Source organism: Paraburkholderia sp. SARCC-3016 (genome assembly GCF_031119615.1).
Classification (GTDB): Bacteria; Pseudomonadota; Gammaproteobacteria; order Burkholderiales; family Burkholderiaceae; genus Paraburkholderia.
Genome location: NZ_JAVHZD010000020.1, coordinates 67,250 through 82,797 on the forward strand (window position 1 = coordinate 67,250; position 15,548 = coordinate 82,797).

General features: G+C 64.6%; 12 protein-coding genes. 5 read left to right on the forward strand and 7 right to left on the reverse strand.

Annotated elements, in window-relative coordinates; all coding sequences use genetic code 11:
- Nucleotides 1-6 precede the first annotated feature (6 nt).
- On the forward strand, nucleotides 7-1,161 hold the full coding sequence (gene hpnH, locus QYH69_RS20620) for an adenosyl-hopene transferase HpnH (protein WP_308833657.1): 1,155 nt from the start codon (nucleotides 7-9) through the stop codon (nucleotides 1,159-1,161).
- A 119-nt stretch (nucleotides 1,162-1,280) separates the two neighbouring features.
- Here the strand turns inward: hpnH and QYH69_RS20625 are convergent, their stop codons facing one another.
- Nucleotides 1,281-1,487, reverse strand: coding sequence for a YbdD/YjiX family protein (locus QYH69_RS20625; RefSeq protein ID WP_308833658.1), 207 nt, complete (start codon nucleotides 1,485-1,487; stop codon nucleotides 1,281-1,283).
- A 14-nt stretch (nucleotides 1,488-1,501) separates the two neighbouring features.
- A complete protein-coding gene (locus QYH69_RS20630) occupies nucleotides 1,502-3,580 on the reverse strand; it encodes a carbon starvation CstA family protein (RefSeq protein ID WP_308833659.1) in 2,079 nt (692 codons plus the stop codon).
- A gap of 177 nt (nucleotides 3,581-3,757) precedes the next feature.
- Here QYH69_RS20630 and QYH69_RS20635 point away from each other — a divergent pair, with 177 nt between their 5' ends.
- Both QYH69_RS20635 and QYH69_RS20640 read left to right on the forward strand, forming a co-directional pair.
- Complete coding sequence (locus tag QYH69_RS20635; protein WP_308833660.1) at nucleotides 3,758-5,215, forward strand: cache domain-containing protein; 1,458 nt, start codon at nucleotides 3,758-3,760, stop codon at nucleotides 5,213-5,215.
- Nucleotides 5,212-5,856 carry a response regulator transcription factor gene (locus QYH69_RS20640; RefSeq protein WP_308833661.1) on the forward strand — a complete coding sequence of 215 codons (645 nt, stop codon included), beginning with the start codon at nucleotides 5,212-5,214 and terminating at the stop codon, nucleotides 5,854-5,856. The genes QYH69_RS20635 and QYH69_RS20640 overlap by 4 nt, the downstream gene beginning before the upstream one ends.
- A gap of 79 nt (nucleotides 5,857-5,935) precedes the next feature.
- Here QYH69_RS20640 and QYH69_RS20645 read toward each other — a convergent pair whose 3' ends face one another.
- Nucleotides 5,936-6,541, reverse strand: coding sequence for an ABC transporter substrate-binding protein (locus tag QYH69_RS20645; RefSeq protein WP_308833662.1), 606 nt, complete (start codon nucleotides 6,539-6,541; stop codon nucleotides 5,936-5,938).
- Between the two features lie 189 nt (nucleotides 6,542-6,730).
- On the opposite strand from QYH69_RS20645, the gene QYH69_RS20650 reads away from it, so the two are divergent.
- Together QYH69_RS20650 and QYH69_RS20655 are read left to right on the forward strand one after the other, a co-directional pair.
- The gene (locus QYH69_RS20650) at nucleotides 6,731-9,361 is read left to right on the forward strand and encodes an MMPL family transporter (protein ID WP_308833663.1); all 2,631 of its coding nucleotides are present in this window, start codon (nucleotides 6,731-6,733) and stop codon (nucleotides 9,359-9,361) included.
- Nucleotides 9,358-10,341 (forward strand): VacJ family lipoprotein, encoded by a 984-nt coding sequence (locus tag QYH69_RS20655; RefSeq protein ID WP_308833664.1) that lies wholly within the window; start codon nucleotides 9,358-9,360, stop codon nucleotides 10,339-10,341. Before QYH69_RS20650 ends, QYH69_RS20655 begins: the two co-directional genes overlap by 4 nt.
- 27 nt (nucleotides 10,342-10,368) lie before the next feature.
- On the opposite strand, the gene QYH69_RS20660 is transcribed toward QYH69_RS20655, so the two are convergent.
- From QYH69_RS20660 to hpnD, 4 genes are read right to left on the reverse strand one after another with little or no spacing between them, the layout of a single operon-like run.
- Complete coding sequence (locus QYH69_RS20660) at nucleotides 10,369-11,115, reverse strand: phosphorylase (RefSeq protein ID WP_374992461.1); 747 nt, start codon at nucleotides 11,113-11,115, stop codon at nucleotides 10,369-10,371.
- Nucleotides 11,112-13,202 carry a squalene--hopene cyclase gene (shc, locus tag QYH69_RS20665; protein WP_308833665.1) on the reverse strand — a complete coding sequence of 697 codons (2,091 nt, stop codon included), beginning with the start codon at nucleotides 13,200-13,202 and terminating at the stop codon, nucleotides 11,112-11,114. Before shc ends, QYH69_RS20660 begins: the two co-directional genes overlap by 4 nt.
- Nucleotides 13,202-14,461, reverse strand: coding sequence for a hydroxysqualene dehydroxylase HpnE (gene hpnE, locus QYH69_RS20670; protein WP_308833666.1), 1,260 nt, complete (start codon nucleotides 14,459-14,461; stop codon nucleotides 13,202-13,204). Before hpnE ends, shc begins: the two co-directional genes overlap by 1 nt.
- Nucleotides 14,461-15,309 carry a presqualene diphosphate synthase HpnD gene (gene hpnD, locus QYH69_RS20675; protein ID WP_308833667.1) on the reverse strand — a complete coding sequence of 283 codons (849 nt, stop codon included), beginning with the start codon at nucleotides 15,307-15,309 and terminating at the stop codon, nucleotides 14,461-14,463. The genes hpnE and hpnD overlap by 1 nt, the downstream gene beginning before the upstream one ends.
- Between the last annotated feature and the right edge of the window lie 239 nt (nucleotides 15,310-15,548).

Below are 15,548 nucleotides of genomic sequence, written 5' to 3' on the forward strand. Positions count from 1 at the left end.
ACCGTCTTGTCTATTCCGCTGCTACAGAAAGTTCGGGTCGGCGCCTACATCATGCGCCAGCACCTGTCGGGGAATAAGCGCTATCCGCTCGCACTGATGCTCGAACCGCTTTTCCGCTGCAACCTTGCCTGCAATGGCTGCGGCAAGATCGATTATCCGGATCCGATCCTGAACCAGCGGCTGTCGTTGGCCGAATGCCTCGAAGCCGTCGACGAGTGCGGCGCGCCCGTCGTCTCGATTGCGGGCGGCGAGCCGCTGCTGCACCGGGAAATGCCGCAGATCGTGAAAGGCATCATGGCGCGCAAGAAGTTCGTCTATCTCTGCACGAACGCGCTGCTGATGGAAAAGAAGATGGACGATTACGAGCCGAATCCGTATTTCGTCTGGTCCGTGCACCTCGATGGCGACAAGGACATGCACGACCACTCGGTGTCGCAGGAAGGCGTCTACGAGAAGGCCGTCGCCGCGATCCGCGAAGCGAAGCGCCGTGGCTTCCGCGTCAACATCAATTGCACGCTGTTCAACGATGCGAAGCCGGACCGCGTCGCCGCGTTCTTCGATACGTTGAAGCCGCTCGGCGTGGATGGCATTACGGTGTCGCCCGGTTACGCGTATGAGCGCGCGCCCGATCAACAGCACTTCCTCAACCGCGAAAAAACCAAGCATCTGTTCCGCGAAATCTTCAAGCGCGGCAACAACGGCAAGAACTGGTCGTTCAGTCAGTCGGCCATGTTCCTCGATTTCCTCGCGGGCAACCAAACGTATAAATGCACGCCGTGGGGCAACCCGGCGCGCACCGTGTTCGGCTGGCAACGTCCGTGCTATCTGGTCGGCGAAGGCTATGCGAAGACCTTCAAGGAGCTGATGGAAACCACCGACTGGGACAAGTACGGCACGGGCAACTACGAGAAGTGCGCGGACTGCATGGTCCACAGCGGATTCGAAGCGACGGCCGTGATGGATACGGTTACGCATCCGCTGAAGGCGCTGAAGGTCAGCAGGAACGGCCCGAAGACGACGGGCGCATTCGCCAAGGATATTCCGCTCGACAAGCAGCGTCCGGCTGAATATGTGTTCTCGCGCCACGTGGAGATCAAGCTCGAAGAGATCAAGCGCACGGGCAAGGGCAAGAAGGTCGAGACAGCTGCCGCGATGAATTGATCGCCCGGTCTTGAAGTTTTAAAGACCGACGATTTCAAGACCGACACAACGAATAAAGCGCAACGGTATAGGCCGTTGCGCTTTTTTGTTTGGGCCGTCGGCCTCTCAAGCTCTCAGGTTCAGCAGCACTTTCCCGCACCACCTCCATACCGCGCGCTTTGACGCTCGCGGAAAAACTCATCGTAGGTCATAACGGGCCGGTCGGGATGCGTCGCGCGCATGTGCGCAACGTAGGTGTCGTAGTCCGGCAGCCCCACCATCAGGCGCAGCGTCTCGCCCAGATAGCGGCCTGCGGACCTCACGTCGTTGCGAAGATTCGAGAACATGGTGGCCGCTCCGTTCAGTTCGCGCCGCCCGCTTGCGGCGCCGCGGGCATCGCTTCGAACGGCGTTTCCCGCGCGGTGGGATAGTGTGCACGCCGCGCACGCAGCACCGCACGCGCGCCATATACCGTGATGCTCACCACGACCAGAATGAAAAGACCTGCGAGCGCTGCGTCGATATAGTCGTTGAATATCACGCGTTGCATCTGCGCGAGCGACTTCGCGGGCGCGACGATCTTCCCTTCATCAGCTGCGGCTCTGAGCTTCGCTGCGTGCGCGAGGAAACCGACCTTCGGATTCGCATCGAAAACCTTCTGCCAACCGGCAGTCAGCGTGCAAACGAGCAGCCAGGCGGTCGGCACGAGCGTGACCCACGCATAGCGCTCGCGCTTCATCTTGAACAGCACGACAGTGCCGAGTACAAGTGCAATACCGGCCAGCATCTGGTTCGAAATGCCGAAGAGCGGCCACAACGTGTTGATGCCACCGAGCGGATCGACGACGCCCTGATACAGGAAGTAGCCCCATGCTGCCACACACAAGGCCGTTGCGATCAGGTTGGCAGGCAGCGATTCGGTGCGCTTCAACGCGGGATGGAACGTACCGAGCAAATCCTGCAGCATGAAGCGGCCCGCACGCGTGCCCGCGTCGACTGCGGTCAGAATGAAAAGCGCCTCGAACAGAATGGCGAAGTGATACCAGAAGGCCATCATCGCCTCGCCGCCGATCACCTGATGCAGAATGTGCGCCATGCCGACCGCGAGCGTCGGGGCGCCGCCTGCACGCGCGACGATGGTCGTTTCGCCGACCGCCTTCGCGGTTTCAGTGAGCATTTCCGGCGTGAGCATGAAGCCCCATTGCGATACCGTCTGCGCGACCGCTTCGGGCGTCGTGCCGAGCACTGCCGCCGGCGCGTTCATCGCGAAGTAGATGCCCGGTTCGATGACCGAAGCAGCCACGAGCGCCATGATCGCGACGAACGATTCCATCAGCATGGCGCCATAGCCGATGAATCGCGCGTTGCGTTCGTTGTCGAGCAGCTTCGGCGTCGTGCCCGACGAGATCAGTGAATGGAAGCCCGACACCGCGCCGCATGCGATCGTAATGAACAGGAACGGAAACAGGCTGCCGGACCAGACCGGGCCCGTGCCGTCGACGAACTTCGTGAGCGCGGGCATCTTCAGTTCGGGCGCGACGATCAGAATGCCGATCGCGAGACCGACAATCGTGCCGATTTTCAGGAACGTCGACAGATAGTCGCGCGGCGCCAGCAGCAGCCAGACCGGCAGCACCGACGCGACGAAGCCGTAACCGATCAGAATCCACGTGAGTTGCGTGCCGCTGAACGTGAACCATGCAGCAAGCGCCGGAGAATCGTGTACCTGCTGACCGAATACGATCGACGCCATCAGCAGCACAAAGCCGATGATCGACACTTCGCCGATCCGGCCGGGCCGGATAAAGCGCGTATAGACACCCATGAACAGCGCGATCGGAATGGTTGCGGCTACCGTGAACGTGCCCCACGGCGAATTCGTCAACGCCTTCACGACGATCAGCGCGAGCACCGCAAGGATAATGACCATGATCAGGAACGCGCCGAACAGCGCGATCACGCCGGGCACGGTGCCGAGTTCCATCTTCACCAGATCGCCGAGCGAACGGCCGTCGCGGCGCGACGAGATGAATAGCACGATGAAATCCTGCACCGCGCCGGCAAACACCACGCCGGCGAGAATCCACAGCATGCCCGGCATATAGCCCATTTGCGCGGCAAGCACGGGGCCGACGAGCGGACCCGCGCCGGCGATCGCCGCGAAATGATGGCCGAACAGCACGTACTTATTGGTCGGCACGTAGTCCAGCCCGTCGTTGTGCCGCACCGCGGGCGTGACGCGTTCGCCGTCAAGCTGCAATACCTTGTTGGCGACGAAGCGGCTATAGAAGCGGTACGCAATCAGATATACGCAGACTGCGGCGATTACTATCCACAACGCGCTGACGCGCTCGCCGTGCGCGAGTGCGATGGTGCCGAACGCGAATGCGCCGGATAGCGCAACCGCAGTCCAAACCAGGAATCCGGAAGCCCGATTCATGGAGTCTCCTGTTTAGTTATACGAATTCAATGCCTGACGACAATAAGCCGATGTGGCATCGTATGTTCGCCAAGCTCTGGCCGTGTAGTATTCGCTTTCGTCGTTCGCGTCACAAGCGTACAACTACGTAAGCTCGCTACGTACCATTACGTATGCCATCCGGCGGACTTTTCAGCGATGAACCTTAAAGCGAAAATATTCCTGCTCGCGATCGTGCCGTTCCTGCTTGCGATCGTCGGCATCGGAATCGGCGTGCGCCATCAGGCCACGGCGCTCGCGCGAACCCAGCACGCCACCACGCAGGCCGCGTATCTCGCGAGCAAGGAAATCGAGCTGCGCCACTACGTCGACCTCGCGATGAGCGCAATCGCGCCGCTTTACGAAGCGGCTGGCGAGAACGCGCGCGACGATGCGATGTTACGCAGCCGCGCGCTGGCCACCTTGGAAAAACTCGATTTTGGTCAGGATGGCTACTTTTTTGTTTATGACATGCATGGCCGTTCGCTGATGCATCCGCGCGAACCGGATCTGGTCGGGCGCGATCTGTGGTCGCTACGCGATCCGGCCGGGTCGCTCACCATCCAGCAACTGATCGCCGCCGCGTCGCGAGGCGGCGGCTACGTGCGCTACGTGTGGCATCGTCCGTCCACGGGCAAGCTCGCGCCGAAGCTCGGCTACGTCGTGCCGCTCGAACGCTGGGGCTGGATGGTCGGCACCGGCATCTACCTCGACGATGTCGATACGACGCTCGCGCACATCGACCAGCGCGCATCCTCGAATATCGAGCGCACGATGATGTGGATCGGCGGCATCGCGCTCGCCGGGCTCGCTGTCATTACGCTATGCGCGCTGGTACTGAACGTAAGCGAGTATCGCAGCGCCGACGCGAAGCTCAGGCGCCTCGCGCAGCAGGTCGTCGCGTCGCAGGAAAACGAGCGTGCCCGGCTGTCGCGCGAATTGCACGACGGCATCAGCCAGATGATGGTGTCGGTCAAGCTGCTGCTCGAATCGGCGCTCGCGCGCTTCGAGCATAGCGACGCGCGGTTGCCGGCTGCGGAGGCCGCGCTGTCCACGGGTCTCGCGCGACTCGGCGACACGTTGCGCGAAGTGCGGCGTATTTCGCACGCACTGCGGCCGTCCATGCTCGATGATCTTGGGCTCGCCGCCGCGCTCGAACAATTGACGCGCGAACTGGGCGCCGAATCCGGCGTCGCGATCGCATTCGCGCAAACGGGTCAGGCACGCGGCATGCTCTTGCCGGACGCCATGAACACCGCGCTCTTTCGTATTGCGCAGGAGGCGCTGACGAATATCGTGCAGCACGCACACGCATCGAAAGCGGCGCTCGCGCTCGACATATCGGAGAACACGGTCGCGCTGACGATCGAAGACAACGGCCGCGGCTTCGACATCGATCGCGTACAGGCCGACCCGAATGCGGGCGTGGGCTTGCGCAACATGCGGGAGCGGCTCGAAGCGCTGGGCGGCGCGCTGTCGCTCGTGTCTCAGCCGGGGCGCAGCGTCGTACGGGCAACGGTGCCCGTTCCCGCACGCGACAATAAGGCATCGGCATACGCATCGGCCGATGACGCATCGCCCACCGGCAAGCGCATCGCGCAGGAGAACCGACCATGAACGACACGTCGCCGGCCGCCACGCGCCTGCTTCTCGTCGACGACCACCCGCTCGTGCGCGACGGCCTGCGTGTGCGGCTCGAAGCGGTGCCGGGTTTCGCCGTTGTCGGGGAAGCCGGGAACGCCGATGAAGCGATCGCACTGGCGGCCGCGCATCAGCCGGACCTCGTGCTGATGGACGTCGGCATGAATGGGATGAACGGCATCACGCTCGCGGGTGTCTTTCACGAACGCTTTCCGGACATTCGCGTGCTGATGCTGTCGATGCACGATAACGTCGAATATGTCACGCAAGCCGTGCGGGCCGGTGCGAGCGGCTACGTGCTGAAGGACTCGCCGGCCACCGAGATCATTCGCGCGATCAGTGCGGTGCTCGACGGACAAACATTCTTCAGCGCAGGGCTCGGCGTGAGGATGATCGAGGCATCGGCCGCGCTTACGCCGCTTGCCCGCCTCACGCCTCGTGAGCGGGACATTCTGGACGCATTGGCAGAGGGTTTGTCGAGCAAGCAGATTGCGCAGCGCAACGGCCTGTCGGTGCGTACCGTCGAAACGCATCGGCTGAACCTGAAACGCAAGCTCGACATCGACGGCCAGGCGGAGTTGATCAAATTCGCCGTCGAGCACCGCAGCAAAAAATAGCGGTGCGCCGAGCCGAAATGCGTGCCGGGCGCGGCACACGCGCATTCGCGTGATGCAGCGCCCGGCCCGGGTGCATAGTTCAGGAAGCGTTGCGTGCGTTGTGCTCGGTCAGAAATTTGATCAGACCGTCGACGCCGCCCTTCGTCAGTTGTTCCTGGAACTGCCGCTGGTAAACCTGGATCAGCCACGCGCCGAGCATGTTGATGTCGTAGATCTTCCAGCCGCCGGAGGTCTTTTCGAGCCGGTAGTCGATCTGATCGTCGCCGCCGTTGCTGAGCACATGCGAAGTGACGACAGCGTCATTGCCGCCGGCCTGGATGTTGGCCGGCTGAAACTGGAACTTCACGTCCTGACCGCGCAATTGCGACAAAGAGGATGCGTAAGTTCGCACCAGCAACAACTGGAATTGCTCGTATAGCTGTTTCTGCTGGTCGGGCGTGGCGGTGGACCATGCCTTGCCAACCGCGATACGCGTCGTACGCTGGAAGTTCGTAGCCGGCACGAAGTGCGATTCGACCACGCCGGTAATCTTGCTCATGTCGCCGCCACGCGCCTGGGGATCGGCTTTCATTGCCTCGACCGTGCCTTGCACCGCGCTCTTGACGACGGCCTCAGGCGCGGTTTGTGCAATAGCCGCGGTGGACACGAAGGCGGCTGCCAGAAAAACAGTCAGGTAACGTTTCATATACGGTTCGGTACGTTGGACAATGGGCGCCGGCTCATGGAGGCAACGGACGAAGGGCCAGTATAACGGCTTTGTCACATGCCTTTGACACGGCCTGCCGCCCTTCGATCCGCCTACAGCCGGGTTGCGTCGGTATACTTGTGCGCTCTTGAAGAAAATGCCATTTAATGACAGGGGCTCTGCGCCTACATGCTGAAGTCATCGATCGTCCGCCTTGCTGTCTTTTCCGTGCGCCGCCCGTTGCAGGTGATCGGCGTGTCGCTCGCGCTCGCCATCGCGAGCGGCTTCTACGTCGCCCATAACTTCAAGATCAACACGGACGTGAGCCGGCTCGTCGAAAACGACGAGAAGTGGGCCGCGCTCGACAATGCAATCGATCGGGCCTTCCCCGAACGCGGCGATACGATTCTCGTCGTGGTCGAAGCGGCGGCGCCCGAGTTTGCAGGCGCCGCCGCGGACGAACTGACTGCCGCGCTGCAAAAAGAACCGAATGAATTCGTTCGCGTCACGGAGCCGGCCGGCGGACCGTTCTTCGAGCACAACGGTTTGCTGTTTCCGTCGTTGAGCGACGTCGAATCGACCACATCGCAACTCGTCAAGGCCAAGCCGCTCATCAACTCGCTCGCGCAGGACCCGGGCCTGACGGGTCTCGCGAACACGCTCAACACGAGCCTCCAGCTGCCGCTTACGATCGGCCAGGTCAAGCTCGGCGACATGAGCCACCTGCTATCGGAAAGCGCGAACACGCTCGATAAGGTGCTCGCCGGCCAGTTCGCGGTCATGTCATGGCGCGGGCTCGTCGACAAGGATGAAGCGAAACAGCCCGCGCGCGCATTCATCACCGTGTTGCCGGTGGTGAACTACGGCGCGCTGCAGGCGGGCGCGCATGCGTCGAATCAGATCCGCAAGATCGCCACGTCGCTGAACCTCGAAGGCAAATACGGCGCGCAGGTACGCCTGACCGGCAAACAACCGCTCGCCGACGAAGAGTTCGCGTCGGTCAAGGACGGTGCCGCGGTCAACGGCATCGGCACATTGCTCGTCGTGCTGTTCATTCTGTGGCTCGCCTTGCGTTCGGGCCGCATGATCGTCGCGGTGCTGATCACGCTGTTCGTCGGCCTTGCGATCACAGCCGCGCTCGGTCTCATGATGGTCGGCGCGCTGAACATGATTTCGGTGGCCTTCATGGTGCTGTTCGTCGGGCTCGGCGTCGACTTCGGGGTGCAGTACGGCGTCAAGTATCGTGAAGAACGCCATCGGGACAACCGGCTTGCGGCCGCGCTCGTCAATACCGCGTATAGCATCGGCGTGCCGCTGACGCTCGCGGCCGTGGCCGTCGCCGAGAGCTTCTTTTCGTTTTTGCCGACCGCGTATCGCGGCGTATCGGAGTTGGGAAAAATTGCAGGGGTCGGCATGTTCGTCGCGTATTTCACGAACATGACCTTGCTGCCGGCACTGCTGAAGGTGTTCAATCCGCCCGGCGAAGCGGGATCGCCCGGCTTCACCCGGCTCGCGCCCGTCGACGACTTTCTCGACCGCAACCGCAAGCCCGTGCTCATCATCACGCTCGCCGTGATCATCGGCGCCTTGCCGCTGCTCGCGCATCTGCGGTTCGACTTCAATCCGTTGCATCTGAAGGATCCGCACACCGAATCGATGGCAACGCTGCTGTCGCTGAACGACGCGCCGGAAGCCGGCGTGAACAACGTGCAGGCGCTCGCGCCGAATCTCGCCGGCGCGGACCGGATTGCCGCCAGCCTGTCGAAGCTGCCCGAGGTCGGCCGCACGACGACGCTGTCCACCTTCATTCCGCCCGATCAGCCCCAAAAGCTCGCGCTGATCTCGGCCGCCGCCCAGCAACTGCTGCCGGCGCTCACGCAAACGCCCGCGCCGCCCGCCACCGATGCCGTGCGCGTCGATGCGATAAAGCGCGTTGCGAACCAGCTTTCGCTCGCCGCCGAAGACCACCCGGGCCCGGGCGCTGCCGAGGCGAAGCATCTGTCGGAAACGTTGACGAAACTCGCCGCCGCCAACGCCGCCACGCGCAACCGGGCCGAAACGGCGATTTCGGAGCCGCTGCGCATCGCGCTCAAACAACTGACGAACCTGTTGCAGCCGTCGCCGATCACCGAAGCCACGCTGCCGCGCGACATCGTGAGCGACTGGGTCTCGAAAAGCGGCCAGGCCCTCGTCGAAATTTCGCCGAAGGTGCCGCCCGGCACCGACCCCGGCGACGACGTCATGCTGCGCGCGTTCGCGAAGGCGGTGAAAACGGCCGAGCCTGCCACCATCGGCGGCCCGATCTCGATCCTTCACTCGGCGAACGTCATCATCCTGTCGTTCGTGCAGGCAGCCTGCTGGGCACTGGTTGCGATCACCACATTGCTATGGATTGCCCTGCGGCGCTTCAGCGATGTGCTGCGCACCCTGATTCCGCTACTCGTGTCGGCCGTTGTCACGCTTGAGCTTTGCGTGGTGTTCCGCATGCCATTGAACTTTGCGAATATCATCGCGCTACCGCTGATGCTCGGCGTCGGCGTCGCATTCAAGATCTACTTCGTGATGGCGTGGCGCCGCGGCGAAACCGGCCTGCTGCAGTCGAGTCTCACGCACGCGGTAATCTTCAGTGCGGCGACCACCGCAACGGCGTTCGGGAGCCTCTGGCTGTCACACCATCCCGGCACGTCGAGCATGGGCAAACTGCTCGCGCTGTCGCTCTTCTGCACGTTGATCGGCGCTGTGGTATTTCAACCGGTACTGATGGGCAAACCGCGGGTGCGCCGCGTAACGACGAGAAAAAAACAAAGGATTGATGCATGAAGATGCGAACCGCCGCACTGGCGATGCTTGCCACTGGCCTGATGAGCGGCTGCGCGACTGGCCCGAACCGTACGCCCGGCGACCCGCTGGAGCCGATGAACCGTGTGATCTTCAACGTCAACGACAAGGTTGACACCGCTGTCGCCGTGCCGCTTGCGAAGGGCTATCAGAAGGTCACGCCGCAGCCGCTGCGTCAGGCCATCAGTAACTTCTTCTCGAATATCGGCGACCTCGACAACTTCGCCAACAGCATGCTGCAGCTGCATATCACCGAAGCGGCCGAAACATTGATGCGCTTCACGATGAACACGGTGTTCGGCATCGGCGGCCTGCTCGACTTCGCGACGCCTGCCGGTCTGCCGAAACATAAGCAGGATTTCGGCCTCACGCTCGGCCGCTGGGGCATGCCGTCGGGCCCGTACCTGGTGCTGCCGCTGTTCGGGCCGAGTTCATTCCGCGATAGCGTCGGCTTCGCCGTCGATTTCCGCTTCAACCCGATTCACTACCTCGATTGGGAACCGCGCACGGTCTTGTACGGCGTGCAATTCCTGAGCGTGCGTTCCGACCTGCTCGGCGCGACGAATCTGCTGCAACAGGCCGCACTCGACAAATATTCGTTCGTGCGCGACGCGTACACACAGCAGCGGCGCGCGTTGCTGCGCGGCACGGGTGCGCCGGAGCAGGCGCTGCCGGATTACGGCGATGAGGAAGCCGGCGCTGCGCCGGCCGAGCCGGCGTCGGGAGCAGCCGGTTCGAGTTCCGCACCGGCGGGCGTGCCGATGTACACCGACCCGGGCAACGCGCCCCCGGGCGGCGGCAGCGATGGCGGTCCGGCGGTGCCGAACTATAACGATCCGGGCGATTCGTCGTCTTCGCCGCAAGGAACGGGGGCCTCGGGCGACAAGAGCGGCGCTCCCGCGGTGCCGAACTACAGCGATCCCGGCGAGAGCGCGCCGTCGAGCAACGCTGCTCCAAAGTAAGCGGGCACGGCGCAGCCTGCCTGCGCGTTACGCGACTCGCGGCGAAAACCGCAGCGCGCCGGCCTGATCCAGCGCGCGACGCGCATCGACCAGGGTCGCGCGCGCGGCGCGCGCATCGGCGGCAAGTTGCATCAGAGGGCGAATCTGCGACGGCTGTCTGATCAGTTCGCGCAGGATCGGCGCGATTGCGGTACTGCCGTCGTCGCGCAAGCCGGCGGTCGCAGCGGGCGGCAACGTGCGCCACGCCGGGTCGACCACCGCGCGGCACACCGCGAACGGCAAACGGTGCGCGTGGGCAATCGCCCCCGCCAGATGCGATTCCATATCGACGGCCAAGGCGCCGGTGGCGCGATGACGCGCCGCCTTGTCGGCAGCGCCGGTCAGCGGCGCGGCGACGCCCGCCAGCCAGCCACGACGCAATTTCGCGGCGAGCGGCGTTGCCGTAAGCGCGGCGGCGATTCGCCCGGACCACGCGCTATCGGTCGCAACCGGCCCCAGCGGTCCATCGACACCGTCTGCGACGATCAACGCGCCGGGCTCGAGATCGGGCGCGAGTCCGCCCGCCGTACCAAAGCTGATAATGCCGGCGCAACCGCGCGCGACAGCCGCGTTCAATGCACGCTCGAGCAGATCGGCACGCGCCGCGTATACCGCGTCGACGCCGTCGCCGCGCGCGATGCGCGCTTCGAACGCCATCCCGGCGACCGCGATAACGGGCAACGAAGCAGCAGGTGCGGCGGCACGACCGGCTGTGACGGGCGCCTTCGCGCTCACAAACCGACCTTGACGCGCGTTTCGCCAGCCCGCGTCATTTGCCGATAGCGCGCAAGCGCCCACAACGGGAAGAACTTGCGATAGCCGTGGTAGCGCAGATAGAACACGCGCGGAAAGCCCGTCGCCGTAAAGCGCGTTTCATCCCACAGCCCGTGGTCGCGCTGTTCGCGTACGAGATAGTCGATGCCGCGCGCCACCGCCGGATGCCCGATCTCGCCCGCGGCGATCAGCGCGAGCACCGCCCACGCGGTCTGCGACGCGGTACTCGTCGCGCGCTCGTAACCGCGATATTCGAGCTTGTAGCTCGTGCCGTCCTCGCCCCAGCCGCCGTCGGCGTTCTGGATCGAGACGAGCCATTGCGCCGCACGCTTCATTGCCGGATGGTCGAACGGCATGCCGACGGCGTTCAGCGAACCGAGCACGCTCCACGTGCCGTAGATATAGTTCATGCCCCAGCGGCCATACCAGCTGCCGTCGGCTTCCTGCTCCTTGAGCAGATAGTCGTAAGCGCGGCGCGCGGCGTCGCTCGTCGCCGGCAAATCGCCCATTTGCGCGAGCATCGACAGGCAGCGGCCCGACACGTCCGCGGTCGGCGGATCAAGCAGCGCGCCGTGATCGGAAAACGGGATGCTGTTCAGGTGGTAGTGCGTGTTCTCGGGCTCGAACGCGCCCCAGCCGCCGTCGCTGCTCTGCATGCCGACCACCCACTCGCGCGCCCGCGCGATCGCAGCGTCGTAGGCCTGCGTTTGCGTGTCGACGGCGACGCGATGCATGGCCGCCACGACCACGGCGGTGTCGTCGACATCCGGGTAATACGCGTTCGCGTACTGGAACGCCCAGCCGCCGGGGCGCACGTTGGGCCGGCGCGAAATCCAGTCGCCGCGCACGTCGAGTACCTGCAGCGGCACAAGCCAGTCGAGGCCGCGCGCGGCGGCCGCCGCGGCGCGTGCATCGCCGGTTTCCAGCAGCGCGTGCGCAGCGAGCGACGTGTCCCACACCGGGGACAGGCACGGCTGGCAATACGCTTCGTCTTCATGGATAGCGAGCAGCTTGTCGACCGAGCGTCGTGCAATCGCGCGATTAGGGTGATCGGCCGGATAGCCAAGCACGTCGTACATCATGACGGAGTTCGCCATCGCCGGGAAAATCGCGCCGAGGCCGTCTTCGCCGTTCAGGCGCTCATCGACGAACGCGAGGGCCGCCGCGATCGCGCGTTCGCGCGTCTTCTTCGGAAAAAGGCCCCCGGTGACGCGCAGCACCGCGTCGATCGAGCGGAAGAAGCGGAACCAGCCTTTGCTCTGGTGTGCCGCGCGCGGCAGCATTCCCGTATTGACCGGTGCGCCGATGAACAGCTCGTCGACACGCACGCCGCGCGGGTTGCGCGCAACGGCACGCTTCGCGGCCAGCACGAGCAGCGGCACGATCACCGTGCGCGCCCAGTACGACACCTTCGACAGATGGAACGGGAACCACTGCGGTAGCAGCATCATCTCGACCGGCATCACAGGCACCGCGCGCCACGAAATCACGCCGAACAGCGCGAGCAGCACGCGCGTGAATACGTTGACCGCCTCGGCGCCGCCATGCGAGAGCACCGCTTCGCGCGCCCGGCGCATATGCTCGGCATCTTCGGCGTCGCCGATCATTTTCAGCGCGAAGTACGCCTTGACGGTTGCGCTGACGTCCATCGCGCCGTCGGTGAAAAGGGGCCAGCCGCCGTCCGGCAACTGGATGCGACGCAAGTAGCGGCCGATTTTCTGTTCGAGTTCGAGATTCGCCGTTTCGCCGAGGTAGTGAACGAGCAGAACGTATTCGGCCGGAATCGTCGCGTCGGCTTCGAGCTCGTAGACCCAGTGGCCATCGTCGCGTTGCGCGGCAAGAATCGCCTCGGTGGCGCGCTCGACGGCCGTGTCGAGCGCGGCGTCCGGCACGGCTGCGGCAGCTTGCGCGGTTGCGTCTGCGCCGGGCTGCGCCGCAACCTTTGCAGCAACCTGGGCACCCACGTCAGCGGCAGCCGTCGCGTCTTGTGCGCGATCGGTTGCGGGGTTTGCTTCGCCCAACTGCTGGGCGACGGATAAATCGTTCATCAGCGTCCCATCGGTTCGTTCAGGAGCAGATCGGCGGCCTTCTGGCCCGAACGGATCGCTCCTTCTATCGTTGCGGGCAGACCGGTAGCCGTCCAGTCGCCCGCAAGCATCAGGTTGTTCCAGCGCGTACGCGCCGCAGGGCGGCGCATTTCCTCGTCAGGCACCGCCGCGAATGTCGCGTGCGGTTCGACGCAAATCTGCCATATCGGCATCGGTTGCGCCGGCAGGCCGGTTGCCTGCGCGACGTCGGTCCACAGCGTTTGCGCGAGCGCGTCGCGCGGCATGCCCGCAAGTCGCTCGGCGCCGTAAGCCGTGGCCGACAGACGACCGTCGGCGGCCACCAGCCAATGCGCATTGCCGTTGATCAGCGCGGCCGTGGGCGGCTGGCCTTCGGGCGGATCGATCGCGAAGTGCGCTGTCACCATCGGCGAAAAGCGCTGCGGCGCCTGCATATCGGGCACCAGTGCCTGCGCGACGGGCGGCGGCACGGCGAGCACCGCGGCTTCGCCGTCTTCGAGCACGATGCGCTCGCCTGCCACTTGCAATGCCGTCGCGCGGCCGTCGGCGAATTCGATCGCGTCGAGCCGCGCGCCGAGCCGGATCGTCGCGCCGCCGTGCTGGAGCAGGCGCAGCGCGGGATCGACGAATGCGCTGCTGAGGCCGCGGCGCGCCACGAGCGGCCGATACGCGTCGCCACCGGTCGCGAGGGTTTCGCGCACCGCGGTGGCAGCGAGTTCGGCCGTTCCGTCGCGTGGATCGACGTTCATCATCACCGTGAACAGCGGCCCCAGCATTCTGTCCCACAGCACACCGTTGCAACGCATTGTCTGCGCGAGCGTGCGGCCCGGCTTCGCGAACAACAGCGGCACGAGCGTCAGATAGTCGCCTGCATGCGTGTGCGGCACGCGCGCGGCCGGGTCGAGCATCCAGAACGGCACGCGCCCCGGCGACGGCCGCACGGTCCAGCGCATGCGCGTCGCGACATCGATGAAATTCAGCTCCGGCTGCGTCGGCCCGACCAGTTCGTCGCCGGCGCCGATCGCGCGCACATAGTTCAAGGTGGCATGGTTGCCCGACACCACCACGTGATTGCCGCTGTCGACGGTCGCACCGAGCGTACGGTCATAGTACGAGCGACAGCGTCCGCCTGCCTGCTCCGCTGCTTCATATAGCGCGACCTGCGCACCGCGGCGCTGCAATTGCACTGCGGCGGCGAGGCCCGCGAGGCCTGCGCCGATCACGTGAACCAGCTTGCGCATCAGAAGAAGGCGTACCGCGCGAGAATCCACAGCAACCGCGCGCGCGGCTTGCGGACCTTGGTGCGCGGGATGTCGAAACCGCGCTCGACGGTGCGCTCGAGCAGGCAATGATAGACACCCGACATGATGCGCGGCGCGCGCACATGCGCACGCGGGCACTTGTCCATGATCGCATTCGACGCGATGAAGTGCCGCTCGGCGCGTTCCGCGATCGTCGCGCACACGCGCGGCAGGGAAGGATCGTCGGCGATGGCGGCGGGGCTCGTCGCCGCGATGCCCTCACGGGCTAGCAGTTCGCGCGGCAGATAGCAGCGGTTCAATTCGGCATCTTCGTCGATGTCGCGCAGGATGTTCGTCAGCTGCAGGGCGCGGCCGAGATGATGGGCGAGATCGCGGCCGGGCTGTTCTTCCATCCCGAATATTCTCACCGATAGCCGCCCCGCGGCGCTGGCGACGCGGTCGCAATAGAGGTCGAGCGTCGCCTCGTCGGGCGCGCAGATGTCGGCCTCCGCGTCCATCGCCATGCCGTCGATCATCGCGTGGAAGTCTTCGCGCTGCAGATGGAACGTATGGATGTGCCGCGTCAGTTCGCGTAGCGATTCGCGCGGCGCGCCTGCATAGCACGCGTCGATGTCGGCGCGCCAGCGCTCGAGCGCGGCAGCGCGTTCGGCGCGCGGCTGGCCGCCGTCGGCGATATCGTCGACGGCACGGCAGAACGCGTAAATCTGGTACATCGCATCGCGCTGCGCAGCCGGCAGGATGCGCATGGCGAGATAAAACGAACTGCCGGAGGAAGCGGCAGCGGCGTCGGTTTGTGTGTCGTCCACGACTGGATTGGAAACGGCCAAGACAATCTCCGCTGAGGCGCCCGATTAAAGGGGCGATCAAGAAGTCATGCCTACCCGCAGGGTAAGCCGCCCGCGCGCGCGGACACGCGCGAAATCACATTCGAAATATGCCGGCCGGGATGCCGGAACGGGCGAAAGTATACCAGCCATCGAAAGCCGTCGCTAAACCCGGCCCGGGGCGGCGCGCCCGGCAAGGACATGGCCATGCAAAGCTTGCCGGGCCGGCCCGTGGTCGCTAC

Bases quoted from the DNA above. Each gene is read 5' to 3' on its own strand.
- QYH69_RS20625 (WP_308833658.1), bottom strand. From the start codon at position 1,487: ATGTTCTCGAATCTTCGCAACGACGTGAGGTCCGCAGGCCGCTATCTG.
- QYH69_RS20630 (WP_308833659.1), bottom strand. From the start codon at position 3,580: ATGAATCGGGCTTCCGGATTCCTGGTTTGGACTGCGGTTGCGCTATCC.
- QYH69_RS20635 (WP_308833660.1), top strand. From the start codon at position 3,758: ATGAACCTTAAAGCGAAAATATTCCTGCTCGCGATCGTGCCGTTCCTG.
- QYH69_RS20640 (WP_308833661.1), top strand. From the start codon at position 5,212: ATGAACGACACGTCGCCGGCCGCCACGCGCCTGCTTCTCGTCGACGAC.
- QYH69_RS20645 (WP_308833662.1), bottom strand. From the start codon at position 6,541: ATGAAACGTTACCTGACTGTTTTTCTGGCAGCCGCCTTCGTGTCCACC.
- QYH69_RS20650 (WP_308833663.1), top strand. From the start codon at position 6,731: ATGCTGAAGTCATCGATCGTCCGCCTTGCTGTCTTTTCCGTGCGCCGC.
- QYH69_RS20655 (WP_308833664.1), top strand. From the start codon at position 9,358: ATGAAGATGCGAACCGCCGCACTGGCGATGCTTGCCACTGGCCTGATG.
- shc (WP_308833665.1), bottom strand. From the start codon at position 13,202: ATGAACGATTTATCCGTCGCCCAGCAGTTGGGCGAAGCAAACCCCGCA.
- hpnE (WP_308833666.1), bottom strand. From the start codon at position 14,461: ATGCGCAAGCTGGTTCACGTGATCGGCGCAGGCCTCGCGGGCCTCGCC.